General features: G+C 61.2%; 15 protein-coding genes. 7 read left to right on the plus strand and 8 right to left on the minus strand.

What is annotated here, in order from left to right:
• Nucleotides 1-580 (plus strand): IS3 family transposase (locus OKC28_RS20080; RefSeq protein ID WP_270691011.1); only part of this gene is annotated, 580 nt, incomplete at its 5' end.
• Between the two features lie 106 nt (nucleotides 581-686).
• Here the strand turns inward: OKC28_RS20080 and OKC28_RS20085 are convergent.
• Complete coding sequence (locus OKC28_RS20085; protein ID WP_270691012.1) at nucleotides 687-1337, minus strand: Qnr family pentapeptide repeat protein; 651 nt, start codon at nucleotides 1335-1337, stop codon at nucleotides 687-689.
• A gap of 89 nt (nucleotides 1338-1426) precedes the next feature.
• Here OKC28_RS20085 and OKC28_RS20090 point away from each other — a divergent pair, with 89 nt between their 5' ends.
• Nucleotides 1427-2434, plus strand: coding sequence for a substrate-binding domain-containing protein (locus tag OKC28_RS20090; protein ID WP_270691022.1), 1008 nt, complete (start codon nucleotides 1427-1429; stop codon nucleotides 2432-2434).
• Between the two features lie 148 nt (nucleotides 2435-2582).
• On the opposite strand, the gene OKC28_RS20095 is transcribed toward OKC28_RS20090, so the two are convergent.
• Genes OKC28_RS20095 through OKC28_RS20105 form a run of 3 tightly spaced genes read right to left on the minus strand, consistent with a single transcriptional unit; the run spans nucleotide 2583 to nucleotide 5536 of the window.
• Nucleotides 2583-3224 (minus strand): bifunctional 4-hydroxy-2-oxoglutarate aldolase/2-dehydro-3-deoxy-phosphogluconate aldolase, encoded by a 642-nt coding sequence (locus OKC28_RS20095; RefSeq protein WP_270691013.1) that lies wholly within the window; start codon nucleotides 3222-3224, stop codon nucleotides 2583-2585.
• A gap of 9 nt (nucleotides 3225-3233) precedes the next feature.
• Nucleotides 3234-5030: a phosphogluconate dehydratase gene (gene edd / locus OKC28_RS20100; protein WP_111589612.1), complete on the minus strand. Its 1797-nt coding sequence runs from the start codon at nucleotides 5028-5030 to the stop codon at nucleotides 3234-3236.
• On the minus strand, nucleotides 5027-5536 hold the full coding sequence (locus tag OKC28_RS20105) for a gluconokinase (RefSeq protein ID WP_005319830.1): 510 nt from the start codon (nucleotides 5534-5536) through the stop codon (nucleotides 5027-5029). Before OKC28_RS20105 ends, edd begins: the two co-directional genes overlap by 4 nt.
• Nucleotides 5537-5781: 245 nt before the next feature.
• On the opposite strand from OKC28_RS20105, the gene gntU reads away from it, so the two are divergent.
• From gntU to OKC28_RS20125, 4 genes are all read left to right on the plus strand, one after another.
• Nucleotides 5782-7122 (plus strand): gluconate transporter, encoded by a 1341-nt coding sequence (gene gntU / locus OKC28_RS20110; RefSeq protein ID WP_021138636.1) that lies wholly within the window; start codon nucleotides 5782-5784, stop codon nucleotides 7120-7122.
• Between the two features lie 146 nt (nucleotides 7123-7268).
• Nucleotides 7269-8618 carry a CDP-diacylglycerol--serine O-phosphatidyltransferase gene (gene pssA, locus OKC28_RS20115; protein WP_270691015.1) on the plus strand — a complete coding sequence of 450 codons (1350 nt, stop codon included), beginning with the start codon at nucleotides 7269-7271 and terminating at the stop codon, nucleotides 8616-8618.
• A gap of 203 nt (nucleotides 8619-8821) precedes the next feature.
• Entirely contained in the window at nucleotides 8822-10891 is a 2070-nt protein-coding gene (recG, locus tag OKC28_RS20120) for an ATP-dependent DNA helicase RecG (protein WP_270691016.1), read from the plus strand.
• 88 nt (nucleotides 10892-10979) lie between these two features.
• The gene (locus OKC28_RS20125; protein WP_270691017.1) at nucleotides 10980-13049 is read left to right on the plus strand and encodes an AsmA-like C-terminal region-containing protein; all 2070 of its coding nucleotides are present in this window, start codon (nucleotides 10980-10982) and stop codon (nucleotides 13047-13049) included.
• Between the two features lie 46 nt (nucleotides 13050-13095).
• Here OKC28_RS20125 and OKC28_RS20130 read toward each other — a convergent pair whose 3' ends face one another.
• Both OKC28_RS20130 and OKC28_RS20135 read right to left on the minus strand, forming a co-directional pair.
• Nucleotides 13096-14016, minus strand: a complete 921-nt coding sequence (locus tag OKC28_RS20130; RefSeq protein WP_270691018.1) for a bifunctional GNAT family N-acetyltransferase/hotdog fold thioesterase — start codon at nucleotides 14014-14016, stop codon at nucleotides 13096-13098.
• Nucleotides 14017-14247: 231 nt separating this feature from the next.
• Nucleotides 14248-14382, minus strand: coding sequence for a hypothetical protein (locus OKC28_RS20135; protein WP_021138642.1), 135 nt, complete (start codon nucleotides 14380-14382; stop codon nucleotides 14248-14250).
• Between the two features lie 51 nt (nucleotides 14383-14433).
• On the opposite strand from OKC28_RS20135, the gene OKC28_RS20140 reads away from it, so the two are divergent.
• The gene (locus tag OKC28_RS20140) at nucleotides 14434-15099 is read left to right on the plus strand and encodes a spermidine synthase (RefSeq protein WP_270691023.1); all 666 of its coding nucleotides are present in this window, start codon (nucleotides 14434-14436) and stop codon (nucleotides 15097-15099) included.
• Between the two features lie 86 nt (nucleotides 15100-15185).
• Here the strand turns inward: OKC28_RS20140 and dtd are convergent, their stop codons facing one another.
• On the minus strand, nucleotides 15186-15623 hold the full coding sequence (gene dtd, locus OKC28_RS20145) for a D-aminoacyl-tRNA deacylase (protein WP_017412324.1): 438 nt from the start codon (nucleotides 15621-15623) through the stop codon (nucleotides 15186-15188).
• A gap of 84 nt (nucleotides 15624-15707) precedes the next feature.
• Nucleotides 15708-16580, minus strand: a complete 873-nt coding sequence (locus OKC28_RS20150; RefSeq protein ID WP_021138645.1) for a virulence factor BrkB family protein — start codon at nucleotides 16578-16580, stop codon at nucleotides 15708-15710.
• Nucleotides 16581-16709 lie beyond the last annotated feature (129 nt).

Consider the following 16709-nt stretch of genomic DNA (forward strand, 5'->3'; position numbering starts at 1 on the left):
GGTGCCGCCCAGGCGGGCGTATCACAAGACCACCCACAGTTTTCACCGTTTCTACCGTCATCCCAACTTGCTCAAGGTGGGGCCTGAGCAGGTCACACCGGTGGCCCCGGAGCAAGTCTGGGTCGCCGACATCACCTATCTGCCAGCCAGGAGCGGGCCACTGTACCTGAGCCTGGTGACGGATGCTTACTCACGCAAGATAGTGGGCCATCACGTGCACGAAGGGATGCACGCAGAGTCGGTGGCGATGGCGTTCAAGAAAGCGCTGAAGCAACGGCGTGGCGGCGGGGAGCTTATCCACCACTCGGACCGCGGCGTGCAGTATTGCTCGGGCCTGTATCAGTCATTGCATGCACGGTACGGGGTGAAATGCTCGATGACCGATGGCTATGACTGTTACCAGAATGCGTTGGCAGAGCGGGTGAACGGAATTTTGAAAGGAGAGTTGTTGTTGCAAAGCCCACAGGACTTGGCGCAAGCGCGGGAGATGGTGCGTGAGGCGGTGGATGTCTACAACGAGGAGCGGCCGCATCATGCGTTGAAATACAGAACCCCCGATGCAGTACATCGGGGGTTCTGAATGGAGAAATGCTAGCCGAAAATGTGTAAACCTATTTCAGGACTAGACACAGCATTCACCGCAGCTCAGTGCCAGATGGTGGAAATTTACCTCTTTTCCGAAACCTTCAAGGAAACACCACCAGACCTATCTGCTCCAGCAAACCCTGTTGCTGCTCTTCATTTATCTGCACGCCGTCCAGGTTGATCCGGCGCAGATCCAGCCCGGGCAGATCGCACTGACGCAGATCACAGCCCTGCAGGTTGAAGCTGGCCCAGTCTATCTGGCCAAACTCGGAGCCACTCAGATCAGATCCCGCCAACGAGGCACCCAGCAGGCTGGCCCCCTGCCAACGGTTGCCACTGAGCTCGCATCGCTCCAGCAGGCAGCCATCGAAGTTGGCGTAGCTGAAGTTGTTGCCCGTAAGATGGGCCTCGCAGAAGTAGCTCTTGACGGTGATCTGGTTGGCGAAGCTGGCGTGGGCGAAATTGATACCCATGGCCTGGCAGTCGCGCACCTCCAGCCCCAGGCACTGGCTGCGGCTGAGATCTGCCAGAGTCAGATCGCAGCGCAGAAAGCTCGCCTCCCGCAGGTCGCAACCCTGCAACTGGCAGCCCAGCTCGCGCTCCCGCTCATAGAAGGTGCAGTCAACGAAGCGGCTCTCGCTCAAGTCCAACCAGGAGAAGTTGCAGTCGACAAAGCGGCAACCATCAAACTGTTCCTCTTCCACATCCTGCTGTTCGAAACGCTTCCCCTCGAAGCACTTGCCCTTGATCATCCGAGTCATCCTCTACTGATGGCGTCATATGCTGACTTTGTTAAACAAAAACGGTAATGTTACGTGTAACATTCCTGCCGGATCCCCAGATGAACGACACCCGCAAACGCCGCCCTACCCTGCAGGATATAGCCGACCTGACCGGGGTCACCAAGATGACCGTCAGCCGCTATCTGCGCGATCCCCACGCCGTGGCCGAGGGCACCCGTGAGCGGATCGCCGCCGCAGTGGAAGAGCTGGGCTATATCCCCAACCGGGCACCTGACATTCTCTCCAACGCCACCAGCAAGGCGATCGGCATACTGATCCCCTCTCTCTCCAACCAGGTGTTTTCCGCCGTGGTACATGGCATCGAGTCGGTGACCCGGCCCGCCGGCTACCAGACACTGCTCGCTCACTACGGCTACAGCCCGGAGCGGGAAGAGGAGCAGGTGGCCTCCCTGCTCTCCTATCACGTGGACGGCCTGATCCTCTCCGACAGCCAGCACACGGAGCGCACCCGCAAGATGATCGCCACCGCCGGCATTCCTGTGGTGGAAACCATGGATCTGCCGCAAGCCCCCATCGACATGGTGGTGGGGATGGATCACAGGGCCGCCGCCCGGGCCATGGTAACAGAGATGCTGCGCCGGGGCCGACGCAAGCTGGTTTACCTGGGGGCGCGGCTCGACGTGCGCACCCAGCTGAGGATGGAGGGTTACTACCAGGCGATGGCCGATTTCGGCCTGACAGGTCAGCACCTGCTGACCGAGCAATCCTCCAGCTTCACCCTGGGTGGTCAACTGCTGGATCAGGCGCTGGTGCGCTATCCCGACCTCGATGGCCTCTTCTGTACCAATGACGACTTGGCGGTTGGCGCCCTGCTGCAGTGTCAGGCCAAGTGGATACCCGTGCCCCAGCAGATCGCCATCGCCGGCAGCAACGCCCTCGACATAGGCCATGCCATGACCCCCAAGCTGGCCAGTATCGTCACACCACGCAAGGAGATAGGCCGTGAGGCGGCGACCATGCTGCTGGCCCGACTCAGCGGCCAGCCACTGTCCGACACCCGCAAGGATATGGGCTTCTCCCTCTATGTCGGGGAGAGCCTGGGCTGACGCTTGCGCGAAGGGAGGGTCAAAGCCTGACGGTACGCACGCGAAGCAGTCTGATCCGAAACGCCAGCCGATTTATCCTCCTGATTCAAAGGCAAAAAAAGAGCAGGTCACCCCAGGTGGCCTGCTTTTTTTTATAAAGAACGCGCGCTTAGCGTTTAACTAGCTCGACCGCTTCGCGAGAGAGGCGGCTCACCTCTTCCCAGTTGCCGCTCTTGACCGCATCGGCCGGCAGCATCCAGGAACCGCCGACGGTGGCGACGCATTTCAGCGCCAGATAGTCGGCCACGTTTTTCGGGCCTATGCCACCGGTGGGGCAGAATTTGATCTGGGGAAGCGGTGCTGCAATGGCAGCCAGCGCCTTGGTGCCGCCGTTCGCTTCGGCCGGGAAGAACTTCAGGTGGTCGTAGCCTGCTTCCAGCGCCTGCATTACCTCGGAGGCGGTGGCAACGCCCGGGATCAGCGGCGCCGTGCTGTTGGCCGCATGAGCCAGCAGCGCCGGTGTCATCCCTGGGGAGATGACGAAGCGGGCACCGGCGGCCACGGCTGCGTCAAACTGCGCGCAGTTGAGCACTGTGCCTGCACCGACCATGGCATCCGGCATCGCCTTGGCGATGAGGGCGATGGCATCGAGCGCCACCGGGGTGCGCAGGGTGATCTCGAATACCGAGATGCCGCCGTCGAGCAGCGCCTTGGCCATCGGCAGGGCCTGCTCCAAGTCGCTTATGACCATGACGGGAACCAGCGGAGAGGCGGCAAACACCTCGGCAGGGGTCACTTTCCAGTTTTGCATAACGCTTCCTTAATCAAAGATGGTGGCGCCACACTCGGCGCTCGATACCGCGCGACGCATCACGCTGAACAGTTCACGGCCCCACCCCTCTTGTTCCAGAGTGAGGTCCATCTCGGCCTGGGTACGGCCACTCAAATCGGTCAGGCAATCGAGGCAACCGTTTACCGCATCCACCCGCAGCAGATCGCCATCCTGCAACAAGCCGATGGCGCCGCCGTGCAGCGCTTCCGGGGTGACATGGATGGCAGCCGGGATCTTGCCGGAGGCGCCGGAGAGACGGCCATCGGTAACCAGCGCCACCTTGTGGCCCGCCTTCTGCAGGTTGCCGAGCACAGGCATCAGCTTGTGCAGCTCAGGCATGCCATTGGCCGCCGGGCCGTTGTGGCGCACCACGATAACGGCATCCTGATTGAGGCTGCCAGCCTTGTAGGCCGCCTCCACAGCGTGCTGGGAGGAGAAAACCCGGGCGGGCGCTTCGATAACGCGATACTCGGGCGCCACGGCGGAGACCTTGACCACGGCGCGGCCCAGATTACCCGCCAGCAGCTTGGTGCCGCCGGTGGTCTGGAATACGGACCCGGTCGGCGACAGCACGCTCCCATCGCTGCTTTCACCCACCGGCTGCCACACCAGCTGGCCATCGACCAGCGCCGGGCGGCTGAGGTAATCCTGCATCTCGCCAAACACAGGGGTGGCATCCATGTGGAGCAGCCCCTCTTGCGCCAGACGGCGCATCAGACCGGGCACGCCGCCCGCCTGTTCGAAGGCATTCACATCGGCCGGGCCGTTCGGGTACATGCGTACCAAGAGCGGCACCACATCGGAGAGATCGCTGATGTCGTCCCAGGTCAGGTGCAGGCCGGCGGCCCGCGCCAGCGCCACCATATGGATGCTGTGGTTGGTGCTGCCGCCGGAGGCGAGCAGGGCCACCAGACCATTGACCAGCGAACGCTCGTCCAGCACCTCGCTCAAGGGGCGGTAGGCAGGAGAGCCAGGGATCATGGCGCTGATGCGACGGGCGGCTTCTTCGGTGAGCGCGTGGCGCAACTCGCTGTGAGGATGGACGAAGGCGGAGCCCGGCAGCATCAGGCCCATGGCCTCGAACACCAGTTGGTTGGTGTTGGCAGTGCCGTAGAAGGTACAGGTGCCCGGCGCATGATAGGCGCCGCACTCCATCTCCAGCAGGGCGTCGCGGCCCAGTTCACCGGCGGCGTACTGCTGGCGCACCTTCACCTTGTCATCATTGCTGATGCCGCTGGCCATGGGGCCGGCCGGCACGAAGGCGGTGGGCAGATGCGCGTGGGAGAGGGCCCCCATGATCTGGCCCGGGGCTATCTTGTCGCAGATGCCGAGCAGCAGAGTGGCGTCGAAGGTGTTGTGGGAGAGTGACAGCGCGGTCGCCTGGGCGATGAGATCGCGGGAAAACAAAGACATGTCCATCCCCGGCTGACCCTGAGTCACGCCGTCGCACATGGCCGGTACGCCACCCGCCACCTGGGCGCTGTGGCCGAGTTCGGCCAGCGCGGCCTTGATGATGTCCGGGTAACCCTGATAGGGCTGATGGGCGCTCAGCATGTCGTTGTACGCAGTGACAATGCCAACGTTGGCGCGGGTCATGTCGAGAATGCGACCCTTCTCGTCACTGCTACAGGCGGCTACGGCGTGGGCCAGGTTGCCGCAGGCCAGGGCGGCGCGGGTCTTGCCCTGTTCGGCCTGACGCTGAATACGGGCCAGGAAAGCCTGGCGACGGGCGACACTGCGCTCACGAATGCGCGCAGTAACCTCGGAAATAACAATGTGTGTCATACGGCTTGCTCCAACGCTGAGACGGCGCGGTCGACCACCTGTTCGAAGGTGCCATCTATATCGATATGGAATACCCCGGCCTCGCCATCCGGACGTTCCAGCGTATCGAACTGACTTTGTACCATGCTTTCCCGCATGAAATGGCCCTTGCGTGCCCGCATCCGTTCGAGGATCAGCGGCTGATCACCGTCCAGAAACAGGAAATGCACTGATTCATTGCCATCGCGGATCTGGTCGCGGTACTGCTTCTTGAGGGCCGAGCAGACGATCACGCCCACTTCGTTCTTCTGTTCCAGGCTGTAAGCCGCATCACGGATCCGCTCCAGCCAGGGGGCACGATCCTCATCGTTGAGGGGGTTGCCACCCGCCATCTTCTGAATATTGGCTCTGGGGTGCAGGTCATCACCATCGATGAACTTGGCACCCAGCGCCTGGGCCACCTTGAGGCCGACACTGGACTTGCCGCTACCACACACACCCATCACGATAATGCTCTTGCCCGCCATTGTTTGACCTCTATCCCATTTTTCAAAAATCGTGCTGCTGATGGGTTCTAACTTAGCACGTTACCGGTAACATGTTACCGGTAACAACAAGAAATGTGAAGTCTGCCACAGACTGAGCGAACTCACAGTCACCTGGGCAATCGACCTTGAGCCCTGGCCATAAATCTAAATAAATCATAAAGATATGGTCTGCTGACGGATCAGCAGGGTGTCGATACTGAACTTGGAACAAGGAACGCACAACAATGTCTGACCTCTCCCTGATCATGACGGCCGCGGGCTCCATAGTGCTGCTGCTCTTTCTGGTGATGAAGGCCCGCCTGCACGCGGTCGTCTCCCTCATTCTGGTCTCCATGGTGGCCGGCCTTGCCGCCGGCATGAACCCGGCGGAGATCGCCACTACCATCCAGAAAGGGATGGGTGGCACCCTGGGCTTCGTCGCCGTAGTGGTGGCACTGGGCGCCATGTTTGGCAAGGTGATGGAAGTCACCGGCGCCCTCGACCGGGTAGCCCATACCCTGCTCGGTACCTTCGGCGTCAAGCGCGCCAACTGGGCCATGTCACTGACTGGCTTCGTCTGCGCTCTGCCGCTCTTCTTCGACGTCGCCGTAGTGCTGCTGATCGGGGTGGCCTTTGCCATTGTCCGCCGTGGCGGTGGCAGCGTGGTGAAGATAGGCATAGCGCTGCTGGCGGGCATCGCCACCTGCCAGGCGTTCCTTATTCCGGCGCCGGGCCCCATTCTGGTGGCGTCCCAGCTGGGGGCCGATTTTGGCTACATGATACTGTTCGGTCTGATCGCAGCCGTGCCAGCCCTGATCCTGGCGGGCCCCCTGTTCGGCGACCTGATCAGCAAGGTGGTGGATGTGCCGCTCCCTGCCGATGCCCAGAGCAGCGCCCATGACGATAGCAAGACTCTCCCCTCCTTCGGACTGGCCATGGGCCTGATCGGTCTGCCGCTGCTGATGATTGGCCTCAAGACCATAGTCGGCCGCTTCGTCGAGGCGGGATCCACCCTGCATAACTGGCTGGAGTTCGTCGGCCACCCCTTCACCGCCATCATGGTCGCCTGTCTGGCCGCCTTCTATCTGCTGGGGGTGCGCCGCGGCATGTCCCGTAACGAGGTGATGAACGTCTGCAACAGCGCCATCCAGCCTGCCGGTGTCATCATACTGGTGACCGGTGCCGGTGGCGTCTTCAAGCAGGTACTGGTGGATTCCGGCGTGGGCGCCGCCCTTGGCAACATGCTGGCGGACTCCGGCCTGCCCATAGTTGCGCTGGCCTTTATCCTGGCGGCCGCGGTGCGGGTCATTCAGGGTTCTGCCACCGTCGCCATGTTGACCGCCTGCGGCCTGCTGCTGCCCATGCTGGAACCGCTCGGTCTGAACGGAGCCCAGCTGGCGGCCGTGACCATCGCCATCGGCGGCGGGGCCATAGTGCTCTCCCACGTCAACGACTCGGGTTTCTGGCTGGCCAACCGCTACCTGGGTCTCTCCGAGAAGCAGACCCTGCAAACCTGGACAGTGATGGAGACCATCATAGGCACCACGGGTGGCGTCATGGCGATGATTATCTACAGCTTCCTTTGAACATAACCGCTGTCAAAAAGGCCTCCGATGTGAGGCCTTTTTCATCTTTATGACGATTCTTTCTTTGGCTAACAGGTTGAGGTTGCTAGAATCGCCTATCCATCGCTCCGAGTGGAACGCTTAACGCAGTGATTTCAGGTTTCTCTATGCATTCATCGGCACATTATCGACAACTGTTGGCTCGTCTGCCCCAGATCGCTGTCGCCGCAGATCAGTTTCAGGTGCTCAACAGCGCCAAGGACTTCAAGAGCCGGATCCTTTCGCTTATCGCCAGCGCGACTCGGCGCATCTATCTGGTGGCGCTCTATCTGCAAGATGACGAGGCGGGACGGGAAATTCTGTCTGCCCTCTACGCCGCCAAACAGCGCAACCCGGCCCTCGACATCAAGTTGTTCGTGGATTTTCACCGTGCCCAGCGCGGCCTGATCGGCAAAGGCAAGCAGGGTGGCAACCACCTGATGTATCAGGAAATGGCCGCCCGCAATGAACACCAGATCGCCATCTACGGCGTGCCGGTCAAGGGACGAGAGCTGCTCGGGGTGCTGCACCTCAAGGGCTTCATCTTCGATGACACCCTGCTCTACTCCGGTGCCAGCCTCAACGATATCTACCTGCATCAGCAGGATCGCTACCGTTTCGACCGTTATCACCAGATCACCAGCCCAGAGCTGACCCGCTGCATGGTCAACTATGTGGACGATCTCTTCCTCAAGAGCGAAGCGGTGCAGCGACTCGATCGCAGCGACATTCCCACCGCCAAGCAACTGAAGGGGCCGATCCGCCGCTTCAAACACAGTCTGCGCCTGGGCCAGTACCGCTTCGAGAGCATGCCGGTCAACAGCCAGGAGATCGCCATCACCCCGATGACGGGGCTGGGCAAGCGGGGCAATCAGCTCAACAAGATGATCCGTACCCTGGTGCGCGCCACCGAGCGGGAGATCTTCATCTGCACCCCCTATTTCAACCCGCCCAAGGAGTTGAACAAGGACATCGAAGCCCTGCTCAAGCGCGGCTGCAAGGTGACCATAGTGGTGGGCGACAAGACGGCCAACGACTTCTTCATCCCGCCGGAAGAGAAGTTCACCACCATAGGTGGCCTGCCTTATCTGTATGAGACCAATCTGCGCAAGTTTGCCGAGCGCAATCAGCATCATATCGATGCTGGCCGTCTCAACCTGATGTTGTGGTGCTGCGAGCGCAACTCCTACCACCTCAAGGGGATCTTCGTGGATGACGAGTGGGCACTGCTCACCGGCAACAACCTGAACCCCCGCGCCTGGGCGCTGGATCTGGAGAACGGCCTGCTGGTGTACGATCGTCGCCATCACCTGCGCGCCCAGTTCAACGGGGAGCGGGAGAACATACTCGCCAACACCAAGCGGATCAGCCACTTCGATCAGATAGAGCAGATCAAGGACTACCCAGAACAGGTACGCAAGCTGCTGGCCCGGATCCACAGGGTCAGGGCCCATATACTGCTCAAGCGCATCATCTGATCCGGGGCACACGCTGCCCGTCCTCACTCGTTGACACCTGTGCAAAGGCCTGCCGTTTTCGGCAGGCCTTTTTGTCAGGATCTGCCATGGTCAGCATCCCGCCCCTGGCCTGGCGCCGGGTGTCACTGCAACGCGGCTTGCACCGAGACGTCAATAACCCCTATCATCTGGACATATTTACAGTGTTTTCGGGCATCTAATTGATGAAATTGGATAAAATCTCCCTCGACAGCCTCAAGGGCGTCGGCAGCAAGATGCAGGAGAAACTCGAGCGACTGGGGCTGGCCACGGTACAGGATTTGCTGTTCCACCTCCCCCTTCGCTACGAGGATCGTACCCAGGTGTGGCCCATCGGCGATCTGCCGCCCGGGCTGCACGGCGCCGTCGAGGGCGAAATCCAGGACTCTCAATTGGTGATGGGGCGCCGCCGCATGCTGGTCTGTCGCATCAGTGACGGCACCGGCACCCTGACCCTTCGCTTCTTCAACTTCACCGCAGCCCAGAAGAACAGCCTGGGGCAGGGCAGGTTGATCCGCTGCTTCGGCGAGGTGCGCCCCGGCAAATACGGGCTCGAGATGGCCCACCCCGAGTACAAGCTGCTCGGTGAAGAACAAGCCGGTCAGACCGAAGAGGCACTCACCCCCGTCTACCCCACCACGGAAGGGCTGCGCCAGCTCACCCTGCGTAGCCTCACCGATCAGGCGCTGGCTCAACTCGACCTGTACGGGGTGGAGGAGCTGCTGCCTGCAGGCCTCTATCCCCAGCAGATCGATCTGGCCGCCGCCCTGCGCCTGCTCCATCGCCCGCCCCCCTCGGTGGCGCTGGCCTTGCTGGAGAGTGGCCAGCACCCGGCCCAGCAACGACTGGTGCTGGAAGAGCTGCTGGCCCATAACCTGTCGGTGCTCAAAGTGCGTGCCCAGGCGCAAACCCAGCTGGCGCGCGCCCTCAAGCCAGCACCTGCCCTGGTCAAGCAATTGCTGGGGGCGCTGCCGTTCAAACCGACCGGTGCCCAGAATCGGGTAGTAGCCGAGATCAACCAGGACCTGCAACGCAGCTACCCCATGATGCGGCTGGTGCAGGGGGACGTGGGCTCCGGCAAGACACTGGTTGCGGCGCTGGCTGCTCTCCAGGCCATCGGCAACGGCTGCCAGGTGGGGCTGATGGCACCGACCGAGTTGCTGGCCGAACAACATGCCATCAACTTCGCCAACTGGCTGGAGCCGCTCGGTATCGGGGTCGGCTGGCTGGCGGGCAAGCAGAAAGGGAAGGCGCGGGAAACCCAGCTCGCCGCCATCGCCGATGGCAGCGTCAAGATGGTGGTGGGCACCCACGCCATCTTTCAGGAGCAGGTGGTGTTCCAGCGCCTCGCCCTGGTCATCATCGATGAACAGCACAGATTCGGGGTGCATCAGCGACTCGCTCTGCGGGAAAAAGGGGAGCGGGAGGGAGTCCATCCCCATCAGCTCATCATGACTGCCACTCCCATACCCCGCACCCTGGCGATGACCGCCTATGCCGATCTCGACACCTCCGTCATCGACGAGCTGCCACCGGGCCGCACCCCCATCACCACGGTGGCGCTGCCGGACAGCCGTCGCCCGGATGTGATCGAGCGGGTCAAGCTGGCCTGTGAAGAGGGCAAACAGACCTACTGGGTCTGTACCCTGATCGAAGAGTCCGAGGTGCTGGAGTGCCAGGCCGCCGAGGATACCGCCGCCGAGCTGCAAAACCAGCTGCCCGGCCTGCATATCGGGCTGGTACACGGCCGGATGAGGCCGGTCGAAAAGCAGCGGGTGATGGAGGAGTTCAAGGCGGGCATACTGCAACTGCTGGTCGCCACCACCGTCATAGAGGTGGGGGTGGATGTACCCAACGCCAGCCTGATGATCATCGAAAACCCGGAGCGGCTCGGGCTGGCCCAGTTGCACCAGCTGCGCGGCCGGGTCGGTCGCGGTTCTGTGGCCTCTCATTGCGTGCTGCTCTATCATGCTCCCTTGTCCAAGACAGCACAGAGCCGACTCGGGGTATTGCGGGAGACCAACGACGGCTTCCTGATCGCCCAGCGCGATCTCGAGCTGCGCGGCCCGGGGGAACTGCTCGGTACCCGCCAGACCGGGCTGGCCGATCTCAAAATTGCCGACCTGGTGCGCGACCAGCCACTCATCCCTCAGGTACAGAAGATGGCGCGCTTCCTGATGGACAGGCATCCCGCCCATGTCGAACCGCTCATCCGGCGCTGGCTGGGTCTGCGGGATCACTACTCCAACGCCTGAGTAGAACAGCACAAGAAAGAACGCACGTGACACTCAGGCTCCCAATAGATGTGTTGCCACAACACTCAGACCCTGGAGGAAAGCACCGATGAATTCCTGGCTTCGCGCCCTGCTCTACACATTTGCCTTCCTGCTGCTGTTTGTCTGGGTCGCGCTCGGTCTGTTCGACGCCGAACGGGCCAGGGGGCCCATCGCCAGCTGGATCAGCCAGCAAACCGGCGTGCCGGTCACCATAGGGCGGCTGGTGTTCAACCCGCTCCATCCCTATACCCTGCTGGCCGAGCAGGTGAGCTATGGCGACGCCATCGCCCTCGACAAGCTCTATCTGGAAATAGAGAGCATCGACTGGCTGAACCGGGATGTGCGCATCGCCCATCTCGACCTCATTCGCCCCGTCATCAAGCTGCCGCTGCCCAACACCTTGCCGACCCTGCCGGTTCACTCCCTCACCATCAGCGACAGCACTATCGATCGCCTCAGTCTGCACAGTGACGAGCTGACCCTGAGCGGCCTCAACGCCACCCTCAACGACTGGCAGCTGCTCAATCCGGTGCGGCCGCCCCAGGCCAACCTGAGCCTCAACATCAATGAGCTGGAAACCCCGGCCTTTGCCCTCTCCCGCCTCAATCTGAAGGGACGACTGGAAGGCCAGGTGCTGAGTACGGATCGGCTGACCGCCAACCTGTTCGATGGCCTGCTGGAAACCGGCATGACCCTGGACTGGCCCGCCCGCAACCTGCGACTGCACAATCTGAAGGCACAAGGCATGCGGGTCGAGTGGGGAGAAATGGGCCAGCCTGAACTGCCCTTGCGCCACATCAGCCTGGACACGGGCCAAGTGCGCGATGTGAGCATCAACGCCATCACCCAGGAGATCTCCCTCAACAACTTCAACGGCCAGCTCACCGCCTTCAGCTGGCAGGCTGGCAGTACGCCGACCGGTTACTTTACGGGTAGCCTCGGCGATCTCGGCCGCGGCCTGTTCCAGCTGGAAGATCTCAAGGGACGAGTCTCTTTCTCGCCACAGCAGATCGATGCCGAGGTGCAGGGCAACGCCTATGAAGGTGAATTCAATCTGGATCTGGCCCTCGATACCCAGCAGCAGAAGCTGACCCTCAAAGACATGACGCTGAGCGGCATGGAGATCAGCCTGCCAGAGGGGTGGTGGCAGGATTGGCAAAGCTGGCGGCCACAACAGATCGATATCCGCAAGCTGACGTTCGACAAACTCAAGGTGCTCTCCTTCGACGATACCCTGCCCCTGTCGCTGACGGGCTGGCAGTTCTATCTAAGCGATCTCTCCCTGCGGGGCGAGCAGCCAACCCCCTTGCTCGGCCGGGCAAAGGTCGAGAGCAAGTGGTTCGAGCTGGTGTGGGACGGCCTCAGTGCCCGCAACGGCGAACTGGATGGTGAGCTGACCCCCAGCTCATGGCAGCTCAACAAGCTGACCAGCTCGCTGCCGGATGAGGGCTCACTCAGCCTGAGCGGCCAGTGGGGCAAGGAGCCAGGCCAAAGCAGCCGCCTGCAAGTGAAGGGGGAGAAGCTGGATCTGGTGCAGTGGAGCAAGATACTGCACTCCCCCATCTCCTTCGCCGGCAAAGCCGATCTGAGTGCCGATCTGCAAGCCGTGCATGGCAAGACAGCAGGAGAGTGGCGCAGTACCCTGCAGGGCAGCTTCGCCCTCGATGCGGTGGATCCCTTCTGGGACAAGGTGAAGATAGATCCCCTGCTGGATGAGTGGTTCAAAGGCGCAACGCCACCTGATCTGACGCCGGAAAGCCTGTGGCAGGCGATGCAGGAAGGAGATACCCCCTTCTACCGCATCAAGTTGCAAGGCAAGGTCGAGCATGGCCAGCTGCAGGTGGAACAGGCTGGTGCCTCCACCATCACTCACCTGCTCGCCCTGCAAGGGGGCATGGATCTGGTCAAGGAGCAGTGGCAGCTGGATCTCGGTGTCCTGAATGGCCAGCGCTGTGCCGAGCTGCTGAGCCACTGGCGCGGCCCGCTTGATGCCCCCGTCTTGAGCTGGGAGTTTCCGGCCAGGCAGGCCTCCTGTGGTTGGGAGGTGGGGGTGCCTTATCCTGCACAGGGGCGCAACAGCCCGCTCTGGCGGCCAGCACCACAGCCCAAAGCACCCGCGTCGACCAGCGTTCAGTAAAACAAACAAGGCCTCATCACGAGGCCTTGTTTGTTTCAGGTAGCTTTTACAGAACGGGGGACTGGCCTCGCCGTTTGACCGGTTGCACCACATACTGGCCGATGAATTCCACCGCCAGCTTGTCGCCGCTGAACAACTTGACCATAAGGCTGAATTTGGCCGACTCCCCCGCCTTGAGCGGAGCCAGCACGGCCGGCATCCCCTCCCTGGCAACCCGCGCCTCGGGCTCCTCGTTGACCGGGCGGTAATACTTGATGTTGCCCTCCGCCAGTACCGTATCCCCCACCAGACCCGCCTCTTTCAGCTGCAACCAGATGAGACCCCAGCCCGCCAGCACGCACTGACTGTAGATGCTGCCGGCAAACATGGTGTCATGCACGTTGAGGTTGGCCGCCAGATTGGCCTTGAGATGAAAAGTCTGGCCGTCATAGTGGGTGATGTGTACCCCCATCTTCTCGCTGATGGGGATGCCTTGCGACCAGCGAGTGGTGAGATCCTGACACCACTCGGGGCGATACTGGATGGTCTGCAAGGGGCTTAAGGATTTGATCATCTGACGATGGGGAATGCGGCCAAAGCTGACCGGCCCTTCCCCCACTTCGAGGAAGCCGCACCTACGATAGAACTCCACCGCTTCCTGACGGGCATTCATCACCAGCCGCTTCACTTTTTCCTGGCAGGCGAGCTGTTCGAGATCTTCCACCATGCGAGCCCCCAATCCCTGGCTACGATACTCGGGGTGCAGCGCCATAAAGCGGATCTGGGCCTCCTCACCACCGATAAACAGTCGACCAACGGCAATGGGAGTACCGTCTGGCGCCAGCATCATGCGATGAATGGCGACGGTATCGTATTCGTCTCGCTCGGAACCAATGGGCAGATTGAAGGGTTTGCGCAGCAGTTCCCAGCGCAGCTGGTAGTAAGCGTCCAGCTCGGCTGCCGTTTGAGGAGTGACTACCCGGTACATAAAGCGATCCTTGAGTTAGCGCCGACGGACAGATTAAAGGGCTTGCGCACCCATGCCTCCCAGCGCAGCTGGTAGTAAGCGTCCAGCTCGGCTGCCGTTTGAGGAGTGACTACCCGGTACATAAAGCGATCCTTGAGTTAGCGCCGACGGACAGATTGGAGGGCTTGCGCACCCATGCCTCCCAGCGCAGCTGGTAGTAAGCGTCAAGCTCGGCTGCCGTCTGAGGAGTGACTACCCGGTACATAAAGCGATCCTTGAGTTAGTGCCGACGGACAGATTGAAGGGCTTGCGCACCCATGCCTCCCAGCGCATCTGGTAGTAAGCCTCCAGCTCGGCTGCCGTCTGGGGAGTGACCACCCGGTACATAGTTCTATCCTTGAGTTACACTGGCCGGAAACCATCTTGCCGTGCAAATTCATGGACTTCAATCTGCAAGCGTACCAAGCCGACCACTTATTGCACCTGAGTGCTAAACCGGAACGACGCCTCTCCATCCAGGAAAATGCCCATCACCGCTGGCTGGAGATCGACGGTGTGGTGCAATCGGCCATGTCCCTTGCCGAACCTGCCGCCCTCTGCCTGCCCCATCAGCAGTGCATCGCAGACCTGCTGCCAGCCACCGCAAGCCGGGTGCTGGAACTGGGATTGGGCGGTGGCGATCTCACCCGTCATCTGGGAGTGCGCTGGCCAGAGGCACGGCACGACTGCGTCGATCTGGATGAAGAGGTACTGACCCTGTTTCAGACCTTCTTCCGCCACCCGGCGGAACCCGTTGACCGGGCGTTGCACCTGCACCACGCCGATGCCCTCGCCTTCCTGCTGGCCCACGACGACACCTATGACTTCGTGCTGCTCGACCTGTTCAGTCAGGATGGCAATCCCCTGCTGCTGTTTCAGGCTCCGCTCTATCAGGCTCTGGCCAAATGCCTCCGCGGTACCCTCATCGTCAACCTGCTGCCACGAACACATCTCGAACTGGCGCAGGCCAGGCGGCTGGCGGAGGAGTGGATTGGCCTCACCAGCGCCCACGGAGTGCCCGGCTATCGCAACGTCATACTGCACGCCACCAATCTGACTCCCTAGCTCCTGTTACGGGATGCCACCGCTGGCCCTGTCTGCACATCCGCAGATGAAGGCCGGTAGCCGGAGCGGGATCCCGGCCATGACGCCTACACCTGCAGCCAGAAGGTGACGGGGCCGTCATTGAGCAGCGCCACCTTCATGTCGGCAGCAAAACGGCCTGTCTCGGTCGGTATGCCGCTGGCCTTTGCCTGCACAACGAAATAGTCGTAGAGCCGCTCGGCGTCGGTCGGATGCGCGCCGCCAGAGAAGCTGGGTCTCATGCCTTTTTTGGTATCCGCCGCCAGGGTGAACTGGGAGACGACCAGCAGACTGCCACCGGCCTGACTCACATTGAGGTTCATTTTGCCCTCTTCATCGGAGAAGATGCGGTAGCCGCTCACCTTGTGCAGCAACTTGTCCGCCCTGGTCTCGTCATCCCCCTGCTCCACCCCGAGCAACACCAGCAAGCCATTGGCAATGGCACCCGTTACTTCGCCTTCCACTGTCACGCTGGCCTCGGAGACCCGCTGGATCAATGCAATCACATCCCTCTCCTCTCAAAACAGAACGACCGCCCTCACAGGGGCAGTCGTCGATGCTACCAAGAAAACGACGGGCAAAGCGATGGCTCAAGCCAACTCCTCGCTCACCGGTTTTTCATATTCGCCGAGACAAGCCGTGGTCTCGGCGCCAAGCAATACCACCAACCAGCTGAGATAAACCCAGACAAACAGGATCGGAATGGTCGCCAGGGCGCCATAGATGGCCTGATAGGAGGGGAAGTTGGTGATGTAGATGGCAAATCCGCGCTTGGCCAGCTCGAACAGGGTCGCCGCCACCAGGGCGCCGATGAAGGCGTGCACCAGTCTCACCTTGCAGTTGGGCACAACCGTATAGACCAGCAGGAAGGTGAGCACCGAGAAGAGGAACGGCAAGCTGCGCAACAACAGATAGCCGATGCCGAACAGACTCTCGGCCCCGAACAGCCGCAGCGAGAAGATATAAGAGGAGATGGCAATACTGCCACCGATAAGCACAGGGCCCAGTGTCAGTATCATCCAGTACATGGCAAACGCCTGCGCCAGCGGCCGGCCCTGGGTCGAGCGCCAGATGTAGTTGAGGTTCTTGTCGATGGCCGAGATCAGCATCAGCGCCACCACTATCAGGGCACCGATACCCACCGCTGTGGTGTTGGTGGCATTCGCCACGAAGCCATCTATGTACTCCTTGAGCATCTCACCCGCAGTCGGCACGAAGTTGTGATAGACGAACTGCTCCATCGCCTGTTTCAGGGTCTGGAACACAGGGAAGGCAGACATCATGCCAAATACCACGGCAATCATGGGGACCAGAGAGAGCAAGGTGACATAGGCCAGATAACCGGCGGTGACGGTCAACCTGTCGTGCTGGAAACGGCTCCAGACAAACTGGGCAAAATGGCCGCCATCGTGGCGTAAAAAGGAGAGAGCATGGCCAAGACGGCCACCAAATTTCTGCTGCATTGTGATTCTCAACGTCTTCATCATGCAGACATTGTGTCAGATAGCATGGTCATTTGACCACCCATGGACCGGATCGGTACGACCAGCCCGAGCATACTGGCTGGTGATCCACCGTCAAATGGGCATAAA

The organism is Aeromonas sp. D3, assembly GCF_027705025.1.
Lineage (GTDB): Bacteria > Pseudomonadota > Gammaproteobacteria > Enterobacterales > Aeromonadaceae > Aeromonas > Aeromonas salmonicida.